The following is a 17,150-nucleotide window of genomic DNA, read 5'->3' on the forward strand; positions in this document are numbered from 1 at the left end:
GCCGCCCAGCCCGCCGCCAATGGCGGTCGTGCCATCACCGGCCATGGCAGTCAGGGGCAGCAGGATACCTAGAGCGAGGGTAGGCAAGGTGAAACGCATGATGTGAACCTCAGTAAAAGGGGACAGCCAGCAAGAGGGGTAGGTGTTCAGCGATAGTCGCCGCGATAGCGATCATTGCGCCCGCGGTCATCGCGGTCATAACGATGGTCACGGTCGCGCGCATGGCGATGGTCACGGTCGTGGTCGCGCCAGCCGCCATCGTCACGGCCGTGATGGTGGTAACAGCCGGCAGTGGCCAGCATCAGCGCCACCAGGGCGCACTGTGATAGACGTGTCAGCACGTTCATGTCCTTGATCCGCAAGGTGGTTTTTCTATGGCGCAAGTATGACCGCGGCTTTTTGGTTTGGTTTCCGTGTGGGCGCTCTAAAAACACGTCATGCGGGCAGCAGACGATTACGCTCGGCGTGCTGCGTTGTACAAAATCAGCGCTAAACTTGTACAAGGAAATATTCAAGTAAAGGTATTGCTGAGGCATAGCTGACGTACCGACCAGGGTTGCGGCCCGAGGAGCATGGCATGCGCCCATTGGCGTTCGCGTTAGGCAGGCTGCTGTTGCTGGTGGGCGCATTGACGTGCGGGCAGGCCGTGGCCGCCTGGCAGGAGGCCTTGCCCGGCGCACGCCTGGTGGGCAGTGGCGAGCTGAAAGTCTGGGGCTTGAGCATCTATGGTGCGCGCCTGTGGAGTGCGGCTGCCCGCTTTGACGACCAGCAGCCGTTTGCCCTGGAGATCACCTACCACCGTGCGGTCAGCCGTGATCGCCTGGTCAGCATCAGCCTCGACGAGATCCAGCGCTTGTCTGCCGGCAGCGTGACGGCGGCGCAGCTCAGCCAGTGGCAGGCGCAGATGCAGCGGGCGTTTGTCGACGTACAGGCAGGCGCGCGCATCACCGGTGTCTACCTGCCCGGCCAGGGCTGCCGCTTCTATGTGGGTGAACGGCTGCAGCACGCGGTGCGCGACGAGGCCTTCGCCCGGGCGTTTTTTGCCATCTGGCTGGACCCGCGCAGCCGCAACCCTGAACTGCGTCAGCAATTGCTCGGAGGTGCCTCATGAAGCGGTGGTGCGTGCTGGTGTGCCTGTTGCTGGCCGGTTGCGGCAATGTTGATGTCGAGACCTACCGCGGCCAGTCGCCGGTATTCGACCTGCGGCAGTATTTCAATGGTCGGGTCGACGGTTGGGGCATCGTGCAGAAGCGCTCGGGTGAAGTGATCAAGCGTTTCCATGTGGTGATAGACGGGCGCAGCGATGGCGACAATGTGGTACTGGACGAGCACTTTACCTACAGCGACGGCACCCGTCAGGCGCGCACCTGGACCATTCGTCCGCAGGGCCCCGGGCGCTGGCGGGGTAACGCCGGGGATGTGGTGGAGGAGGCCAGTGGGCAAAATGCGGGCTTCGCACTGCGCTGGCAGTATGTGCTGAGTGTGCCGGTCGACGGCAAGACCTGGGACATTCGCTTCGACGATTGGATGTACCTGCTGGACGAGAATACCCTGCAACCGCTCCTACATGACCAAGTTCGGTGTCGAGGTTGGCCAGGTCACGCTGTTTTTCCGCAAGCAGGTGCCGTGAGCCGCCCCACCTGATGCAGCAAAGGTAGCAACAGCGCCCACACGCCAGCCAGTAGCATCAGGCTGGGCCAGGTGCCCAGTGGCAATCCCACGCCGGCCAGTTGCACGCCGCCCCAGTACGACAGTGGCCCGCCAAGCGCGCCGCTGAGGCTGGCCAGCCACCAAGGACGGGCGCTCCAGGCCAGGCTATGGTGCAAGGTGCTGGCAAACAGCGGCCACAGCAGCGCCAGCCAACCGGGCAGCAGGTGGCGCTGCCCGGCGAAGACGAATACGCCGAAGTTCAGCAGCAGGCTGTCGACTGCCCAGCCGCACAGGCTCACCGCCAGGATCAGGCGAACCTCGCCCGGCCTGGCCAGCCATGCCAGGTGCGTCAACAGGCACGCGGCAGCCAGCCACAGCAGCCAGGGGTGATGTGCGCCCAGCACGCAGGCGAACCAACCCACCTGGAACAGCAGCGCATTGCCCAGCAGGTGTGCTGCGCGTGTGCGTCGCACAGTCAGCCCAGCTGGCCCAGCAGTGGCGCAGGCCGTGCCTCCGGCTTGGCCAGCAGCAACTGCGCGGTACCGATGGCGCGCTCCATGAAGCCGCCCTCGCAGTAACACAGGTAGAACTCCCACAACCGGTAGAAGCTGTCGTCATAACCCAGTGTGTGCAGCGTCTGGCGTGCCCGTTGCAAATGCTGGTGCCAGCAGCGCAGGGTGCGCGCGTAGTGCAGCCCGAAGTCTTCCATATGGTGCAGGTTGAGGTCGGTGTCGCGCCCCAGTACCTGCATCAGCACGCTGACCGAGGGCAGGGCGCCCCCGGGGAAGATATAACGCTGTATGAAATCCACCGAGCGGCGTGCCTGCGCGTAGCGTTGCTCGCGAATGGTGATGCTCTGCAGCAGCATCAGCCCATCGGGCTTGAGCAGCCGTGCGCATTGCTTGAAGTAGGTGCTGAGGTAGCGGTGGCCAACTGCCTCGATCATTTCGATGGAGACCAGTTTGTCGAACTGCCCCTGCAGGTCGCGATAGTCCTCCAGCAGCAGGGTGATGCGATCCTGCAGGCCCTCGGACTCGATGCGCTGGCGTGCATAGGCGTATTGCTCGGCCGAAACCGTGGTGGTGGTCACGCGACAGCCGTAATGACGCGCTGCATAGATGGCCAGCCCACCCCAGCCGGTGCCGATCTCAAGCAGATGGTCGGTGCTGCTCAGGTCGAGCTTCTGGCAAATGCGCTGCAGCTTGTACTGTTGCGCCTGTTCCAGGCTGTCCTCGGGCGTGCGGAACATGGCGGCCGAATACATCATGCTCGGGTCCAGCAACTGTTCGAACAACGCATTGCCCAGATCATAGTGAGCGGCGATGTTGCGCCGTGACCCCTGTCGGGTGTTGCGGTTGAGCCAGTGCACCGCGCGCAGCAATGGGCGACCCAGGCGCGCCAGGCCGCCCTCCAGGTCATCCAGCACGTCCAGGTTGCTGACCAGTACGCGCACCACGGCGGTGAGGTCTGGGCTGGTCCAGTAGCCCTGGATGTAGGCCTCGCCTGCGCCGATGGAGCCGTTGCTGGCGATCATCCCCCACGCAGCGGCGTCGACGATCTGGACCTGCCCTTGCAGGGTGGCACCGGCGCTGCCGAAGTGATGCACGCAGGTTGGCTCGATGACCACCAGGGCACCATGGCGCAAGCGTTCGAGCTGCCCCAGCACGGCGCGCTTGAGTAACGCCAGGCCAATGCCATTACCGGCCGTTGTACAGCGTTTGGCCGGGATTGCCTCAGGGCTTTTCATGCGGGGGTTCCTTTACGGTCGGTCGTCCGGTGAGCGGTTTGGCCAGGCGCCAGGCGCCGTCGGCAGGGAAGTGATTGAACACGCGGTGACGCTTGAGCAGCAGGATCAGGGCCTGCCAATAAATTGCCAGCAGGGTCTTGCCGGTCATCCAGGGGAAGCTCAGCAGGTGCCGGTAGAGGGCGTGGCGGGTCAGTTCGATGCGATTCAGTTGCAGCGTGGCGCTGAACACGCGCTGGTCGGCTTGCCAGTCCTCCATGCGTACCCGCAGGCGGGCGGCGGGCGCGTTGAAGTGCAGGTGGTATTCCAGGTCGGCGGGCAGGAACGGCGAGACGTGAAACGCCTTGGCCACGCTGAAGTGCCAGGGCTCGGCGGCAGCTGCGGGCAGTACGTAGTGGTAGCGTTGGTGCCAGGGTGTATTGGTCACTTCACACAGGATCGCGGCCAGCCGGCCATCGTGCTCGAAGCAGTAGAAAAAGCTCACCGGATTGAACGCCAGGCCCCAGCTGCGTGGCTGGGTCAACACGCATACCCGGCCCGTTGGACGATGGCCCAGGGCCTGCTCGATGTGGTCGCCCACGGCCTGCTTGAGCGGAGTGCCGTCGCCGGTGAGCGATGGCAGGTAATCGCGCTCGCGAAAGGCGAAGGGCTGGTAACGTCCACTGCCGGCCAGCCTGGAAAGTGCCGAGAGTTGTGCCTGCTCGTCCAGGTCCAGATACAGCAGGCCCATGCGGTAGGCAAACCCGTGCCCGCCTTTGGCATGCCGGCGATGACTGACCCAGCCCTGGTAGAGTGCGCTGTTCACAGGTGCTCCCCGAACGCCGATGCGACGCGCAATGCGCTGACCACACCGTCCTCGTGAAAACCATTGCCCCAGTACGCACCGCAATAGTAGGTGTGCTGCGCGCCGCACAGTTCTGCCTGGCGCGCCTGGGCGCGCACGCCGTCAAGGCTGAACTGCGGGTGGGCGTAGGTGTAGCGCCCCAGGATTCGGCTTGGGTCGATCGCGTCGGTCTGGTTGAGGCTGACACAAAAGGTCTGCGGTGCGTCGATGCCCTGCAAAATGTTCATGTTGTAGGTCACCGCCGCCGGTTGCGTGCTGTGCCCGCCCAGGCGGTAGTTCCAGCTGGCCCAGGCCAGCGGCCGGTGCGGCAGCAGGCGGGTGTCGGTGTGCAGTACCACGTCGTTGTCGGCGTACTGCAATGCCCCCAGGATCTCCCGCTCGGCGTCGCTGGGGTCGTGCAGGGTGAGCAGCGCCTGGTCGCTGTGGCAGGCGAACACCACCTTGTCATAGCGCTCCATGCCGGCGCGGCTGAACACCGTGACGCCGTGGGCGTCACGGCTGACGCCCAGTACCGGGCAATTGAGGCGAATGGCTTGTGCAAACGGGGCGCACAGTGGCGCCACATAGCTTCTCGACCCACCCCGGACCACGCGCCACTGCGGCCGGTGGTTGACTGACAGCAGGCCGTGGTGTTTGAAGAAGCGCACGAAGAACTGCAGCGGGAACCTCAGCATCTGCGCCAGCGGCATCGACCAGATGGCCGCACCCATCGGCACGATGTAGTGATCGATGAAGCGCTGGCCGTAGCGATTGCTGTGCAAATAGTCGCCCAGGGTCAGTACATCGCTGACCCGTTGTTGTTCAAGGTCACGCAGCGACTGGCGGTTGAAGCGCAGGATGTCGTAGAGCATGCCCCAGAACGGCGGTGACAGCAGGTTGCGCCGCTGTGCAAACAGGCTGTTGAGGGTATTGCCGTTGTACTCGTGGGCGGTTGCCGGGTCGTGCACCGAAAAGCTCATTTCGGTCGGGTCCGAGGCCACGCCCAGGTGCTCGAGCAGGCGGATGAACTGCGGGTAGGTCCAATCGTTGAACACGATGAAACCGGTGTCGACGGCATAATGCTGCTCGCCCAGTTGCACGTCGACGGTGTGGGTATGGCCGCCGAGGCGGTCGCTGGCTTCGTACAGCGTGATGCTGTGCTGGCGTTGCAGCAAGTGGGCGCAGGTGAGCCCGGAAATACCGCTGCCGATGATCGCGATTTTCATGGGGTGGGTTCCTCGCGCGGTGGGCGTGACATGCGCTTGCCCAAGGCCAGTTGCAGGCGTAGTGGCAGCCAGGCGACCAGGCGCAGGCTGCTGATGAACAGGCGCGGGAAGGCAATTTCAAAGGGCTGCCGATCCAGGCGCTCGGCGATATGGCGCGCGGCTTTTTCGGCCGGCCAGCACATCGGCATGGCGAAGTCATTGCGCCGAGTCAGCGGGGTGTCGACAAAACCCGGGCTTACCAGCGTGACGGCGATGCCGTCGCGGGCCAGGTCGATGCGCAGCGATTCGAACAGGTAGCGCACGGCCGCTTTCGACGCGCCATAGGCGCCTGCGCGCGGCAGCGGCAGGAAGGTCACGGCACTGGCCACCGCCACCAGATGCGGGCGCACGCCGCGGCGCAGCAGCGGCAGCGCCGCTTCCACACAATGGCTGGCGCTGAACAGGTTGGACGCCATCACGCGCTCGACCATGGCGGCTTCGAATGCCTGGCTGTCCAGGTACTCGCAATTGCCGGCATTGAGGATCACCTGATCCAGCGCGCCCCAGGCCTGGCCGATATGCTCGCCCATGGCACGCACTTGCGCGGCGTCGCGCAAATCGCCGGCCAGCACCAGCACCTGGCCGGCGTGGCGTTGCGACAATGCCAGCAGGGCCTGGGTGTTGCGCGCACTCACCGCAAGGCGATGCCCCTGGGCCAGCAGTATCTCGGCCAGAGCCGCCCCGATCCCGCTGCTTGCGCCGGTCAGCCAGATACGCTTCATGCCAGCCTGCGCTTGAGCCAGCGGATCACGCTGCCCATCAGCGGCACGTGCTCGTACAACAGTGCGCCGGCGTCGAAGTAGTCGTGATGCAGGTAGACCTTGTCGCGCCACATCAGGCACGAACAGCCACGTACCTCGATGGTCTGCCCCCCGTTCAGGCGCGGGTGGCGATAGTGCAGGGTCCAGCGCAGGTAACCGAGCCCGTCGTTGACCTGGTCGTAGCCATGGAACTCGAAGTGCACGGCCTGGACGTTGGCGTACAGCTGGTCAAAATAGGTGCGCAGTGCGCGCAGGCCTTGCACCTGATGCAGCGGGTCGCGGAACTGGATATCGTCGCTGTACAGCTCGCCAAGCGCTCAAGATTGCCTGCGTCTAGCTCGCTGAAGCGCTGTGCAAAGCGTTTGAGATAGTCGGACATGACCTGCACCCATGACCGTATCGGTCATTTAGTTGTACATATTGTGATGTTTGTACAAGATATTTGCAGGTTAGAGGGAAATTTGTACAAGTCAATGCGTAGCAGCAGATTTCGTGTGCGTCGACGAGGAAATTCAAGGCAGCAGCAATCGCCTGGTGCGGCTCAGGGTGCAGCGGGGGAGGGGTGGGCATTGCAAGGGGGGGTATGGTGCCTCGAACCGGAGTCGAACCGGTACACCTTTCGGCGGCGCATTTTAAGTGCGATGTGTCTACCAATTTCACCATCGAGGCGGTGCAGCAGACTGCGAATTAGACATGAAAAGACAGCACAAATCAACAGCTTAAGCCTCTGCCTGGACGCTGCTGCAGGCTGTTCATTTGGCCATGTAGCGTCTTAGCCAGCGTCTCGGGATGAATACCGAGAAGGCAGCCAGCAGCGCTGCCAGCAGGCTGCTGGCCAACAGCGCCACCAGCCCCAGACGATGCTCCAGTAGCCCGCCGAGCACTGCGCCGCACAACATGCCGGCCCACGGCACCAACTGCACACGCCAGCCCGGGCGGCGCTCGCCCAGCAACCAGCGCCCCAGGCCACGGCCAAACCGGGACAAGGCACCCGTGACATAGGTGAGCCCGATCGGCAGTCCGTTGACCTCTTCCACAGCGGCATTGAGCATGCCCATGGCAATGATCGCGGCAAACAACGCGGCCACTTGTGCGTCGCTGTCGACCAGGCCTGCCACCAGCAGCAATGCCGCTGCAATCAGCAGCAGTGGCCAGGCGCGTCGGGCGCTGAGCCGGGCGATGATCACGCCCAGGGCATTGCCAGCGATAAAAGCGCCGATCAGCAGCGCCAGGCGCGATGCCAAGGCCCAGTGCCCGTCGCCCAGGGCCACGGCCATGCGCGTGGTATTGCCGCTCATGAACGAAACAAAATCACCGGTGGCAAGAAAGCCGATCGCGTCGGTCATGCCCGCCAGTACCGACAGCGCAGCGACAAAAAACAACCCGACCCGGCCTCGCCGGTTGTGCACCAGGGTGCTCATCGGTCCGCGATGGCCTTGCGTGCGTTCTGGGAGCATAGGCGGCGTTACTGTTCGAGGTTGCTGGCGACGTTGCGCAGTTCGTCGACCGACGCCTGCAGACCATTGATGCTGCGCTGTACATCCAGGGCGTCCTGGGTGTGCACCGAGCGCTGCAGGTAGCGCGCGTGCCCGGCCAGCTGCAGCGCCACCCGTTCAAGGTCCGCAGCCGTGTGCTGCAAGTCGTCGTGAATGCCTTTCATCCGCAGGTCTGTGGTCAAATCGTTCCCTCTTGTAGTACACCTGGCGACTATAGCAAGTTGACTTCCCGGCGGGGGAGCGAAAAGCTGCGTTCAGTTGCAGGAACAGCTGCCAGGGCAGTGGGAGCAGCGACGGCACAATGTTGACACGGGCTCACCACTGCGCCACTGTTTTGTGCGGCGTGGATCCAATGAGCGTCGGTTCGCGCCAAGCCCACGCAACGGGTTTGTTTTACCCAGGGAATTGCCCGGGTTCTAAACTGTCTACTCTTTTATCGTCCTCTGCCGTGCCTGTGGGTGTGTCATGGAATCTTCCGAGCGCTCCGACCTTCATACCCTGCACGTCAGCCGCTACGAGCAGTTGGTGCGCACGGTGGCGGACTACGCCATCTATATGCTCGACCTCGAAGGCCATGTGGTGTCGTGGAACCTGGGGGCCGAACGCATCAAGGGCTACCGTGCCGACGAAGTCATCGGTCGGCATTTCTCGATGTTCTTCACCCCTCAGGATTGCGCCGACGGCCGGCCGGCGTGGCTGCTCAATCGGGCGTTGAGCACCGGCGGGGTACAGGACGAGGGCTGGCGTCAGCGCAAGGACGGCACGCAATTCTGGGCCCTGGCGGCGCTGGACGTGATCCGCGACGAGGACGGGACGGTGGTTGGCCTGGCAAAAATCACCCGTGACATCACCGACCGTCGCGAAGCTGCCTTGCAGCTGGATGTGATGCGCGCACAACTGTTCCAGGCGCAGAAGCTCGAGGCGCTGGGCCAGCTTACCGGTGGTATGGCGCATGATTTCAATAACCTGCTGACCATCATCATCGGTTCGGCAAAGCTGGCCATGAATTCCAAGGATCCGCAGCGTACTCAACGCTTGCTTCAGCATATTGTCGATGCTGGGGAACGTGGCAGTCAGGTCACGCAACAGTTGCTCGGTTTTGCCCGGCGCAAGGCATTCAGCAGCAGCCGGGTGAATGTCGGGGAGCTGGTGGCGTCAAGCCAGGCGCTGCTGTCGCAGGCGTTGCCCAAGGACATGCAGTTGGTGGTGCAACTGGACAGTGAGCTGAGCGATATCGAGGTGGACGCCAGCCAGTTGCAAATGGTCCTGCTCAACCTGATCTTCAATGCGCGTGACGCGATGGGGACATCGGGGCAGATCGAGTTGCGCGCGTGTAATCATCGGCTGCACGGTGAGTGGGAAGGGCTGGAGGGGGATTTTGTGCTGATCAGTGTCAGCGACACCGGGCGCGGTATCGACCCCAGCGTGCTGCCGCGGATCTTCGAGCCGTTCTTTACCACCAAGGGCTTTGGCAAGGGCACCGGGCTGGGCCTGAGCCAGGTGTATGGCTTTGCAAGGCAGAGCAACGGCTGCATCCGGGTCGACAGCGAGCCGGGGCGCGGTACGTGCATGAGCCTGTGCCTGCCGGTATGGCCGAGTACCGATTCCGACAACCCACACAAGGGGTGAACCATCGTGGAGCAGCTCAAGCGTCTGGCAACGGGTATCGAGGGATTGGACGAACTGCTCAAGGGCGGCCTGATCGCGGGCTCATCCTATATCGTCCAGGGGCGTCCTGGCTCAGGCAAGACCATTCTGGCCAACCAGCTGGCGTTCAACCACGTGGCCAGAGGCGGGCGGGTACTGGTGGCGACGTTGCTGAGCGAGTCCCATGAGCGCTTGTTCCAGTACCTGTCGACCTTGAGTTTTTTCCACGCGCCTACCATGGTGATCAGATCCAGTTCCTCAGCGCTTTCGATACGCTCGAGCGCGAAGGGCTGGAAGCGGTGGTCAGGTTGCTGCGCGGTGAGATCGCGCGCCATGGCGCCACCCTGCTGATTGTCGATGGCCTGCTCACCGCCCGCTCACGCGCCGAAACCGTGCTCGACACGAAAAAATTCATCGCCGAGCTGCAGGGCCATGCCGCCGTTGCCGGCTGTACCCTGCTGCTGCTCACCAGTTCCGGGCTGGACGAAGGTAGCCCGGAACACACCATGGTCGACGGCGTGATCGAATTGGGTGAGGACTTGCACGGTTCGCGCTCGGTACGACGTATTCAACTGCTCAAGACCCGTGGCAGTGGATCGCTGTCTGGACGGCACGAATGCGAGATCACCGATCACGGCTTGAAGGTCTATCCACGCCTGGAGGCACTTTACAGCCGCCCCTCGAACCTCGGCAGCGAGGTACTGACCCGTGTCGAGAGTGGGCTGCCGAGCCTCGACCGGCTGCTGGGAGGCGGTTTTCCCGGGGCATCGGTATCGCTGGTGATGGGCCCCTCCGGCATCGGCAAGACTTCCCTGGGGCTGAGCTTTCTGGCGGGCGCTACACGCGAAGCACCTGGCCTGCATTTCGGCTTTTACGAAACTCCGCAGCGCCTGCGCATCAAGGCCCAGGCGATCGGCATCGACCTGCCGGCGCTGGAGCGAAGCGGGGCCGTGCACCTGGCCTGGCAACCGACCACCGAAGGGCTGCTGGACGCCGTCGGCGCACGCTTGCTGCGCCAGGTGCGCGAGCATCGCATCAAGCGGGTGGTGATCGACAGCCTCGGTGCCATTGCTCGTGTGGCTACCAGCCAGGCGCGGCTCAACGAGTTTTTCCGGGCGTTGATGGGGGAGCTGCGTGCCGACGATGTGTCCGTGCTGGCGACCTGGGAAATGCGCGACCTGTTCGGGTCTGAAATCAACGCCCCGGCACCGGAGCTTTCGAGCATCGTCGACAATCTGATGCTGATGCGTTTCGTCGAGCTGGACTCCGAGCTCAAGCGGCTGCTGTCGATTCTGAAGGTACGTGACAGCGACTACGACCCGGCGTTGCTGGAGCTGGTGATCAGTTCAACCGGCATCGACCTGAACAAGGCATTCCGCCAGGCTACGGCGGTGATGTCGGGCACACCGTCAGCGGCGGATAAGTCATGAGCGTCACAGGTGGGTTGCCATGAGCAGGATTCTGGTAGTCGACGATGAGTACCTGATTACCGATATCCTGGGCTTGGCACTGGAAGATGCGGGGTACGAAGTCGAGAAAGCGGCCAATGGCGCAAAAGCCATGGATGAGCTCAGAAAAGTCAGGTTTGATCTGGTAATCACCGATTACATGATGCCGACCATGAACGGTGAGGAGTTTGCCAAGCAGGTTCGGGAAGATGACGCCTTGAAGCACTTGCCGATTGTACTGATGAGCGGGGCGCAAGCCGACATTGGCAAGGACAAGCCGGGGCTCTTCAATGAGGTGATTGCCAAACCGTTCGATCTGGATGCGTTGGTGGCCAAGGTCAGGTCGTTGATCGATCCGCCTGACACGGCTCGAGCAGCACCTGACCCTTTGTAGGGCGGTTGCCAGAGACCAAGCGCATCCGTGCGTCTCGATTCAGTTTCATTCAGCGCGGCTCGTCTCCTTTCTCGGGTGCCGGGCTGCCGGCCTGGATTTTCTTGTAGATCTCTTCACGGTGCACCTGTACATCTTTGGGCGCATCGATACCGATCCTCACTTGCATGCCCTTGACCCCTAGAATGGTGACCTTGATGTCATCATTGATGACGATGCTTTCGCCAACTTTGCGGGTGAGTATCAGCATTTACTTCTCCTTGGTAACTTGAAATGCCCTGCAGACAGTAGCTGCACAGGCCGGGTGCGCACGGTGGCACAGCCCTCTTTCCCTTTATTAAAGACGCATTCGGTGGAAAATAATTCCCCGATTACAAGATTCTGTTGAGGTCTTTAGTCGCAGGTTCCGACTGGGCAGATGGGTATTTACGCACAACCGATAATGCCCATGCACGCAAGCATAGGGGGCTTGAACGCATATGGGAAATTTCTCTGCTAGATGGGGGATATGTCTTTTATCTATTGAACTCTTGCATTGAAAAAGTAAGGCTATTTTGAGTGATGGTTAATGAGTTTCATTCGTAATTGTTGCTTCCAGTGTCTTTAGAAACCGCGCCAGCGCCACTTCAGCCAGTTCCATGCGTTGGCGTGCACGTGGCCGTGGCAGCCGCGCCAGCTCACCGAGGACGAAGCGCTCAAGCAGCGCCGGGTGAATGTAGCTGCGTCGGCACACCGCCGGGGTATTGCCCAGGCGCCGAGCAACCTGCTTGACCATTTCGGCGATTTGCCGACGCGCTTCGGTTTGCGGTTGCCACTGCAGCTCGCGCAGCAATTCGAGCGCCAGTGCGCTGCCGGCCCAGGTGCGGTAGTCCTTGGCGGTAAAGTCGGCGCCAGTGAGTTGCTGCAGGTAGGCGTTGATATCGGCCGAGCCGATCGCGTGGCATTGCCCCTGCGCGTCCTGCCACTGGAACAGGTCCTGGCCTGGTAGCTCCAGGCAGCGCTTGATGATGCGCGCCAGGCGGCGGTCCTTGAGGGTGACCTGGTGTTCGATGCCGCTCTTGCCGCGAAATCTGAACAGGATGGCGCTGCCCTCGACCTGCACGTGGCGGTTGCGCAGGGTCGTCAACCCATAGGATTGATTGTCACGGGCGTACTGACGATTGCCCACGCGGATCAATGTGCTGTCGAGCAGGCTGACCACCAGTGCCATGATCTTCTCGCGATCAAGGCCTGGGCGCGCCAGGTGGTCGTCCAGCTGTTTGCGCAAGCGCGGCAGGCGTTCGGCAAAGGCGAGCATGCGCGCGTACTTGTGGCTGTCGCGCGATTCGCGCCAGGCGGCGTGGTAGCGGTATTGCTTGCGCCCGCGAGCATCACGGCCGGTGGCTTGCAGATGGCCCTGCGGGTCGGCACAGATCCACACGTCGATGTAGGCCGGTGGAATTGCCAGCGCCTTGATGCGTGCGATCGTGGCCGTGTCAGTGACCCGCTGGCCGCTGGCATCGAAGTAGGCAAAGTGCTTGCGCAGCATGCGTCGATGAAGCCCTGGTCGGGTGTCGTCCACGTAGTGCAGGCTGCTGGGGAGTGCTGGCAGGTCGTCGATCATGCGAGGCGCTTCCGGTTGGGCTCTGACGGTGGACCGCAGCGTCCCGCGCAAGTTAGCCCAGCAAGGCCACGGATTTGATCTGCGCCCACAGCTGTTGGCCGGGCGTAAGCTGCAACTGATCGCACGAATAGCGTGTGACCCGGGCCAGCAGCGCCGTGCCGTCGGCATCCAGGCTGACCATGACCTGGGCCGGGTTGTCGCTGGCGCGCAGTTCGCGCACCCGCACGGGCAAGCGATTGAGGATGCTGGTGCGTGTGTCTTCGGCCAGGCTCAGGCTGACGTCACGTGCCTGGACCTTGACTCGCAGGCGTGCGCCTGCCGCCAAGGGGCCGTGGGTCAGACGCAGCGTCAGGGTGCTGGCGGGCAGTTGCAGGTCGAGCAGTTGGTAAGCCGCGTCGTAGTGACCTACCTGGCCTTCGATGACTACGGCGGCGTCATCCTGCAGGGCCAGCGGCAGGTCGAGACGCGCCAGGGTCTGGCTGATCGGGCCGCAGGCCTGTACCTTGCCCTGTTCAAGCACCACCAGGTGGTCGGCCAGTCGCGCCACTTCCTCCTGCGCATGGCTGACATAGATCAGCGGGATCTGCAGCTCGTCGTGCAAACGCTCCAGGTAGGGCAGGATCTCGCGCTTGCGCGGCCCGTCGAGGGCGGCCAGCGGCTCGTCCATCAGCAGTACGCGCGGGCTGGTCAGCAGCGCGCGGGCGATCCCCACGCGCTGGCGCTCGCCGCCGGACAACGTATCGGGCGTGCGTTCGAGCAGGTGGCGAATGCCCAACAGTTCGCAGGCCTGCTCCAGGCCGACTTGACGTTGTGTACGTGGGATGCGCCGCCAGCCGAAGGTCAGGTTGGCGTGCACGCTCAAGTGCGCGAACAGGCTGGCCTCCTGAAACACGTAGCCGATCGGGCGTTGGTGTGGTGGCATGAAGTAGTGGCGGGCAGAATCCTGCCAGACCTCGCCATTGACCTCGATGTAGGCGTGGTCGGCACGCTCCAGGCCCGCCAGGCAACGCAGGCAGGTGGTCTTGCCCGAGCCGGAGTGACCGAACAAGGCGCTGACACCACGCCCGGGCAATTGCAAGTCGACATCCAGCTGGAAGTCGCTGAAGGCCACCTGCAGGCGTGCCTGAATCAGTGCGTTCATCGCTCAGCTCCAGCCCGGTTTGCCGCGCCGGCTGGCATGCAGCGCCAGCAGCACGAGGAACGAGAACACCAGCATCGCGCCCGCCAGCCAGTGGGCCTGCAGGTATTCCATGGCTTCGACATGTCGAAGATCTGTACCGACACCACGCGGGTCTTGTCGGGAATGTTGCCGCCAATCATCAACACCACGCCGAACTCGCCGACGGTGTGGGCGAAGCCCAGGATGCTGGCGGTGATGAAACCGGGGCGGGCCAGCGGCAAGACCACGCTGAAAAACGTGTCCCAAGGGCTGGCGCGCAGCGTGGCGGCGACTTCCAGAGGGCGCTCGCCGATGGCACTGAAGGCGTTTTGCAAGGGTTGCACCACAAAGGGCATGGAGTACACCACCGAACCGATCACCAGGCCGCTGAAGCTGAACACTACCGTGCCCAGCCCGAGGGCCTGGGTGGCCTGGCCGATCCAGCCATGCGGGCCAAGGGTGAGCAGCAGGTAGAAACCGATCACCGTCGGCGGCAGCACCAGCGGCAGCGCCACCACCGCACCGACCGGCCCGCGCCACCACGAGCGCGTGCGCGCCAGCCACCAGGCGATCGGCGTGCCGATCAGCAGCAGGATCAGGGTGGTCAGTGACGCCAGCTTGAACGTCAGCCAGATGGCGCCGAGATCGCTGGCGTCCAGTGGCATCAGAGGGCGTAGCCGTAGGCTTTGATCACAGCGGCGGCCTTGGGCCCCTTCAGGTACTCGACCAGGGCTTTGGCTGCGGCGCTGTCCTTGCCCTTGTTGAGGATGAGCGCATCCTGGCGAATCGGGTCATGCAGCTCGGCTGGCACGATCCAGGCCGAGCCGTTGCCGACCTTGCCGTCTTTGTAGATCTGCGACAGTGCCACAAAGCCAAGCTCCGCATTGCCGGTAGAGACGAACTGGAAGGCCTGGGTGATGTTCTGGCCTTCGACCAGCTTGGCCTTGGTGGCGTCGGTCAGGCCGAGCTTGGCCAGTACCTGGGTGGCTGCCAGGCCGTAGGGCGCGGCCTTGGGGTTGGCGATCGAGAGGTGCTGGTACTGGTTTTTCTTCAACACCTCGCCCTTGGCATCGACGTAGCCGTCCTTGGCCGACCACAGGGCCAGGGTGCCGATGGCGTAGGTAAAGCGCGAACCCTTGACGCTTTCACCTTCGCTTCAAGTTTTTGCGGGGTGGTGTCGTCGGCCGCCAGGAAGACGTCGAACGCGCGCCATTCTTGATCTGTGCGTAGAACTGCCCGGTGGCTCCGTAGGCGGCCACCAGGGTGTGCCCGGTGTCTTTCTCGAAATCCTTGGCAATGGCCTGGATCGGCGCGGTGAAGTTGGCCGCGACGGCGACCTGGACCTCATCGGCCCATGCGCTGTTGAGGGTCAGCAGGCTGAACAGGGCGGTCAAGGCAAAGCGAGGGGCGCACATACTCATCAAACAGCTCCATGGGCTTGGGATAATCGTTATGTATTGGAATATATAGCGATTGCCCGGCAAACGGGAAGGGCTGTTTCAGCGAGCCAGCAGCGCCAGGGTCGTTTGGGCCAGGTGGCGGGTCAGTTCGCCGGCGGGCAGTTCGCGCCCCAGGCGCAGTGCCTGGCCCGACCAGAGGTTGCTGAAGTCGCTGTTGCCCAGGGGTTCGCTGATTGCGCGCAGTGGCATCAAGGCGCCACCTGCCAGCGGGAACGCCGGCGCCAGTGGGCTGATCGGCCCCAGTTCGCGCATGATCCGGGTGCTGATGCCGCGGGCTGGGCGGCCGGTAAACAGGTTGGTCACAGCCGTCTCACTGGCCTGGGCGCTGCGCAAGGCCTGGCGATGCGCAGGCGAAATCGTTGCTTCCGGGCAGAACAGGTAGGCCGTGCCCAGTTGCACGGCCGAGGCGCCCAGCGCGAAGGCCGCGGCAATACCGCGTGCATCGCCGATGCCGCCTGCAGCGATCACCGGTAGCGTGACGGCGTCGACAATCTGCGGCACCAGTGCCAGGGTGCCGATCTGGGTGTTGAGGTCGTCGCTCAGGAACATGCCGCGATGACCGCCGGCCTCGTAACCCATGGCGATGATCGCGTCACAGCCATGTTGCTGCAGCCAAACCGCTTCGGCCACCGTGGTGGCGCTGGACAGTACCTTGGCGCCAGTGGCCTTGACCCGTGCCAGCAGTGCCGGGGCCGGCAGGCCAAAATGAAAGCTGACCACCGCAGGCCTGAATGCTTCGATCAGGGCACAGCCGACCTCGTCGAAGGGGGCGCGGTTGGACACCGGTGTGGTGGCGTCGGGGTCTGCCCCGACTTCGTCGTAGTAAGGGCGCAGGGCCTGCTTCCAGCGCGCTGCACGCTCGGTATCGGCGGCAGGCGGCTGATGGCAGAAGAAATTCACATTGAGCGGGCTGCGGCTGGCTTGGCCAAAGGTATCCAGTTCCTGGCGCAACTGATCGGCGCTGAGCATCGCACACGGCAGCGCGCCCAGGGCACCCGCATTGCTGACGGCGATGGCCATGGCCGACCCGCTCGCGCCCGCCATGGGCGCTTGCAGGATCGGCACCTCGATGCCCAGCAGGTCAAGGATTCGGTGGTCCGGCCAGTGGCTCATCGCGGGTTCTCCTGAAGCGGGCAGGGGCGGTTACAGTGCCTTGCTTACCTTGATCTCGGTGATCTTGTCGAAGTCATCGCCGTGCAATTTGCGCAGCGCGTCCTGAACCTGTGCGGGGGCATCGCTGCTCAACTGCGCGAAGTCGAAACGACGCTCGCCGTCGAGTTTGTACTTGATGACGTACTTGGTGGTCTGGCTCATGGCTTATCTCAGTTTCGACGACGAGCGGCGGATGATCTTGATGGTATGGGTGAAGGTCGGCTTGGTCACGGCCGATAGCGCACGCGGGCCCACGGTATCGATGGTGATGTTCCAGAACCCGGCGCTGGGTACGGTGATCTTTGCCGGGAAGTCGACAAAGGCGCCGCCGTGGTACGTGTGCCGGCCGCCGTTCTTGAAACTGCGGAAGTTGGCATCGTTCATCAGCCGGATATTGCAGCGCTGGGAGCAGTGGATGACGACGATATCGTCTTCATTGAGGTGCTCGCGCTGGTGTACGAATTTCATGTCGCTCTCCGCAAGGGATCTTTTGGCAAATCAAAACGATAGCACGATGTCGGTTACACTGTCGGCCTTAGTGCCTGGCCAAG

Annotated in this window: 17 protein-coding genes, 1 tRNA gene and 6 pseudogenes; 5 read left to right on the forward strand and 19 right to left on the reverse strand. The window is 63.2% G+C overall.

Annotation, left to right across the window (positions count from 1 at the left end; genetic code table 11):
* A pseudogene (locus tag G3436_RS27495) lies at positions 1–99 on the reverse strand (bacteriocin); the annotation flags it as partial.
* 47 nt (positions 100–146) lie between these two features.
* Positions 147–341, reverse strand: coding sequence for a hypothetical protein (locus G3436_RS09345; RefSeq protein ID WP_420801192.1), 195 nt, complete (start codon positions 339–341; stop codon positions 147–149).
* A 236-nt stretch (positions 342–577) separates the two neighbouring features.
* On the opposite strand from G3436_RS09345, the gene G3436_RS09350 reads away from it, so the two are divergent.
* Entirely contained in the window at positions 578–1,111 is a 534-nt protein-coding gene (locus G3436_RS09350; protein ID WP_163943909.1) for a chalcone isomerase family protein, read from the forward strand.
* Positions 1,108–1,630 (forward strand): annotated as a pseudogene (locus tag G3436_RS09355) (DUF3833 domain-containing protein). Before G3436_RS09350 ends, G3436_RS09355 begins: the two are co-directional and overlap by 4 nt.
* On the opposite strand, the gene G3436_RS09360 reads toward G3436_RS09355, so the two are convergent.
* The 9 genes and pseudogenes from G3436_RS09360 to G3436_RS09400 all read right to left on the reverse strand — a co-directional run bounded on the left by G3436_RS09360 (position 1,599) and on the right by G3436_RS09400 (position 7,921).
* Positions 1,599–2,123 (reverse strand): DUF2878 domain-containing protein, encoded by a 525-nt coding sequence (locus G3436_RS09360; RefSeq protein WP_338001229.1) that lies wholly within the window; start codon positions 2,121–2,123, stop codon positions 1,599–1,601. The pseudogene G3436_RS09355 and the gene G3436_RS09360 sit on opposite strands and share 32 nt — an antisense overlap.
* Positions 2,124–2,125: 2 nt before the next feature.
* Complete coding sequence (locus G3436_RS09365; RefSeq protein WP_163943912.1) at positions 2,126–3,397, reverse strand: SAM-dependent methyltransferase; 1,272 nt, start codon at positions 3,395–3,397, stop codon at positions 2,126–2,128.
* Positions 3,384–4,199 (reverse strand): DUF1365 family protein, encoded by an 816-nt coding sequence (locus tag G3436_RS09370; protein ID WP_163943915.1) that lies wholly within the window; start codon positions 4,197–4,199, stop codon positions 3,384–3,386. The genes G3436_RS09365 and G3436_RS09370 overlap by 14 nt, the downstream gene beginning before the upstream one ends.
* Entirely contained in the window at positions 4,196–5,443 is a 1,248-nt protein-coding gene (locus G3436_RS09375) for an NAD(P)/FAD-dependent oxidoreductase (RefSeq protein WP_163943919.1), read from the reverse strand. Before G3436_RS09375 ends, G3436_RS09370 begins: the two co-directional genes overlap by 4 nt.
* Positions 5,440–6,204 (reverse strand): SDR family NAD(P)-dependent oxidoreductase, encoded by a 765-nt coding sequence (locus G3436_RS09380; RefSeq protein ID WP_163943922.1) that lies wholly within the window; start codon positions 6,202–6,204, stop codon positions 5,440–5,442. Before G3436_RS09380 ends, G3436_RS09375 begins: the two co-directional genes overlap by 4 nt.
* Positions 6,201–6,622 (reverse strand): annotated as a pseudogene (locus G3436_RS09385) (nuclear transport factor 2 family protein). The gene G3436_RS09380 and the pseudogene G3436_RS09385 overlap by 4 nt, the downstream one beginning before the upstream one ends.
* Before the next feature lie 205 nt (positions 6,623–6,827).
* A tRNA-Leu gene (locus G3436_RS09390) sits at positions 6,828–6,912 on the reverse strand.
* An 83-nt stretch (positions 6,913–6,995) separates the two neighbouring features.
* The gene (locus G3436_RS09395) at positions 6,996–7,700 is read right to left on the reverse strand and encodes a YoaK family protein (RefSeq protein ID WP_163943926.1); all 705 of its coding nucleotides are present in this window, start codon (positions 7,698–7,700) and stop codon (positions 6,996–6,998) included.
* An 8-nt stretch (positions 7,701–7,708) separates the two neighbouring features.
* Positions 7,709–7,921, reverse strand: coding sequence for a hypothetical protein (locus G3436_RS09400; protein WP_178116383.1), 213 nt, complete (start codon positions 7,919–7,921; stop codon positions 7,709–7,711).
* 283 nt (positions 7,922–8,204) lie between these two features.
* Here G3436_RS09400 and G3436_RS09405 point away from each other — a divergent pair, with 283 nt between their 5' ends.
* From G3436_RS09405 to G3436_RS09415, 3 genes and pseudogenes are all read left to right on the forward strand, one after another.
* Positions 8,205–9,368: a two-component system sensor histidine kinase NtrB gene (locus G3436_RS09405; RefSeq protein WP_163943928.1), complete on the forward strand. Its 1,164-nt coding sequence runs from the start codon at positions 8,205–8,207 to the stop codon at positions 9,366–9,368.
* 3 nt (positions 9,369–9,371) lie between these two features.
* Positions 9,372–10,816, forward strand: a pseudogene (locus tag G3436_RS09410) (ATPase domain-containing protein).
* 19 nt (positions 10,817–10,835) lie between these two features.
* On the forward strand, positions 10,836–11,228 hold the full coding sequence (locus G3436_RS09415; RefSeq protein ID WP_163943930.1) for a response regulator: 393 nt from the start codon (positions 10,836–10,838) through the stop codon (positions 11,226–11,228).
* A gap of 49 nt (positions 11,229–11,277) precedes the next feature.
* Here the strand turns inward: G3436_RS09415 and csrA are convergent, their stop codons facing one another.
* The 8 genes and pseudogenes from csrA to G3436_RS09450 form a co-directional block, all read right to left on the reverse strand.
* A complete protein-coding gene (csrA, locus tag G3436_RS09420; protein WP_163943933.1) occupies positions 11,278–11,475 on the reverse strand; it encodes a carbon storage regulator CsrA in 198 nt (65 codons plus the stop codon).
* A gap of 315 nt (positions 11,476–11,790) precedes the next feature.
* Entirely contained in the window at positions 11,791–12,825 is a 1,035-nt protein-coding gene (locus G3436_RS09425; RefSeq protein WP_163944009.1) for a DNA topoisomerase IB, read from the reverse strand.
* Between the two features lie 55 nt (positions 12,826–12,880).
* The gene (modC, locus tag G3436_RS09430) at positions 12,881–13,969 is read right to left on the reverse strand and encodes a molybdenum ABC transporter ATP-binding protein (protein WP_163943935.1); all 1,089 of its coding nucleotides are present in this window, start codon (positions 13,967–13,969) and stop codon (positions 12,881–12,883) included.
* Between the two features lie 3 nt (positions 13,970–13,972).
* Positions 13,973–14,652 (reverse strand): annotated as a pseudogene (gene modB, locus G3436_RS09435) (molybdate ABC transporter permease subunit).
* Positions 14,652–15,402: pseudogene (modA, locus tag G3436_RS09440) on the reverse strand (molybdate ABC transporter substrate-binding protein). Before modA ends, modB begins: the two co-directional pseudogenes overlap by 1 nt.
* 84 nt (positions 15,403–15,486) lie before the next feature.
* A complete protein-coding gene (locus tag G3436_RS09445; protein ID WP_163943938.1) occupies positions 15,487–16,560 on the reverse strand; it encodes an NAD(P)H-dependent flavin oxidoreductase in 1,074 nt (357 codons plus the stop codon).
* A gap of 30 nt (positions 16,561–16,590) precedes the next feature.
* Positions 16,591–16,761, reverse strand: a complete 171-nt coding sequence (locus tag G3436_RS26995; protein ID WP_178116385.1) for a hypothetical protein — start codon at positions 16,759–16,761, stop codon at positions 16,591–16,593.
* Between the two features lie 3 nt (positions 16,762–16,764).
* Positions 16,765–17,067 carry a DUF1883 domain-containing protein gene (locus G3436_RS09450; protein WP_163943942.1) on the reverse strand — a complete coding sequence of 101 codons (303 nt, stop codon included), beginning with the start codon at positions 17,065–17,067 and terminating at the stop codon, positions 16,765–16,767.
* Positions 17,068–17,150 lie beyond the last annotated feature (83 nt).

This window comes from Pseudomonas brassicae, from assembly GCF_010671725.1.
Lineage (GTDB): Bacteria > Pseudomonadota > Gammaproteobacteria > Pseudomonadales > Pseudomonadaceae > Aquipseudomonas > Aquipseudomonas brassicae.

Bases quoted from the DNA above. Each gene is read 5' to 3' on its own strand.
- G3436_RS09350 (WP_163943909.1), top strand. From the start codon at position 578: ATGCGCCCATTGGCGTTCGCGTTAGGCAGGCTGCTGTTGCTGGTGGGC.
- G3436_RS09365 (WP_163943912.1), bottom strand. From the start codon at position 3,397: ATGAAAAGCCCTGAGGCAATCCCGGCCAAACGCTGTACAACGGCCGGT.
- G3436_RS09375 (WP_163943919.1), bottom strand. From the start codon at position 5,443: ATGAAAATCGCGATCATCGGCAGCGGTATTTCCGGGCTCACCTGCGCC.
- G3436_RS09380 (WP_163943922.1), bottom strand. From the start codon at position 6,204: ATGAAGCGTATCTGGCTGACCGGCGCAAGCAGCGGGATCGGGGCGGCT.
- G3436_RS09395 (WP_163943926.1), bottom strand. From the start codon at position 7,700: ATGCTCCCAGAACGCACGCAAGGCCATCGCGGACCGATGAGCACCCTG.
- G3436_RS09405 (WP_163943928.1), top strand. From the start codon at position 8,205: ATGGAATCTTCCGAGCGCTCCGACCTTCATACCCTGCACGTCAGCCGC.
- G3436_RS09415 (WP_163943930.1), top strand. From the start codon at position 10,836: ATGAGCAGGATTCTGGTAGTCGACGATGAGTACCTGATTACCGATATC.
- csrA (WP_163943933.1), bottom strand. From the start codon at position 11,475: ATGCTGATACTCACCCGCAAAGTTGGCGAAAGCATCGTCATCAATGAT.
- modC (WP_163943935.1), bottom strand. From the start codon at position 13,969: ATGAACGCACTGATTCAGGCACGCCTGCAGGTGGCCTTCAGCGACTTC.
- G3436_RS09445 (WP_163943938.1), bottom strand. From the start codon at position 16,560: ATGAGCCACTGGCCGGACCACCGAATCCTTGACCTGCTGGGCATCGAG.
- G3436_RS26995 (WP_178116385.1), bottom strand. From the start codon at position 16,761: ATGAGCCAGACCACCAAGTACGTCATCAAGTACAAACTCGACGGCGAG.
- G3436_RS09450 (WP_163943942.1), bottom strand. From the start codon at position 17,067: ATGAAATTCGTACACCAGCGCGAGCACCTCAATGAAGACGATATCGTC.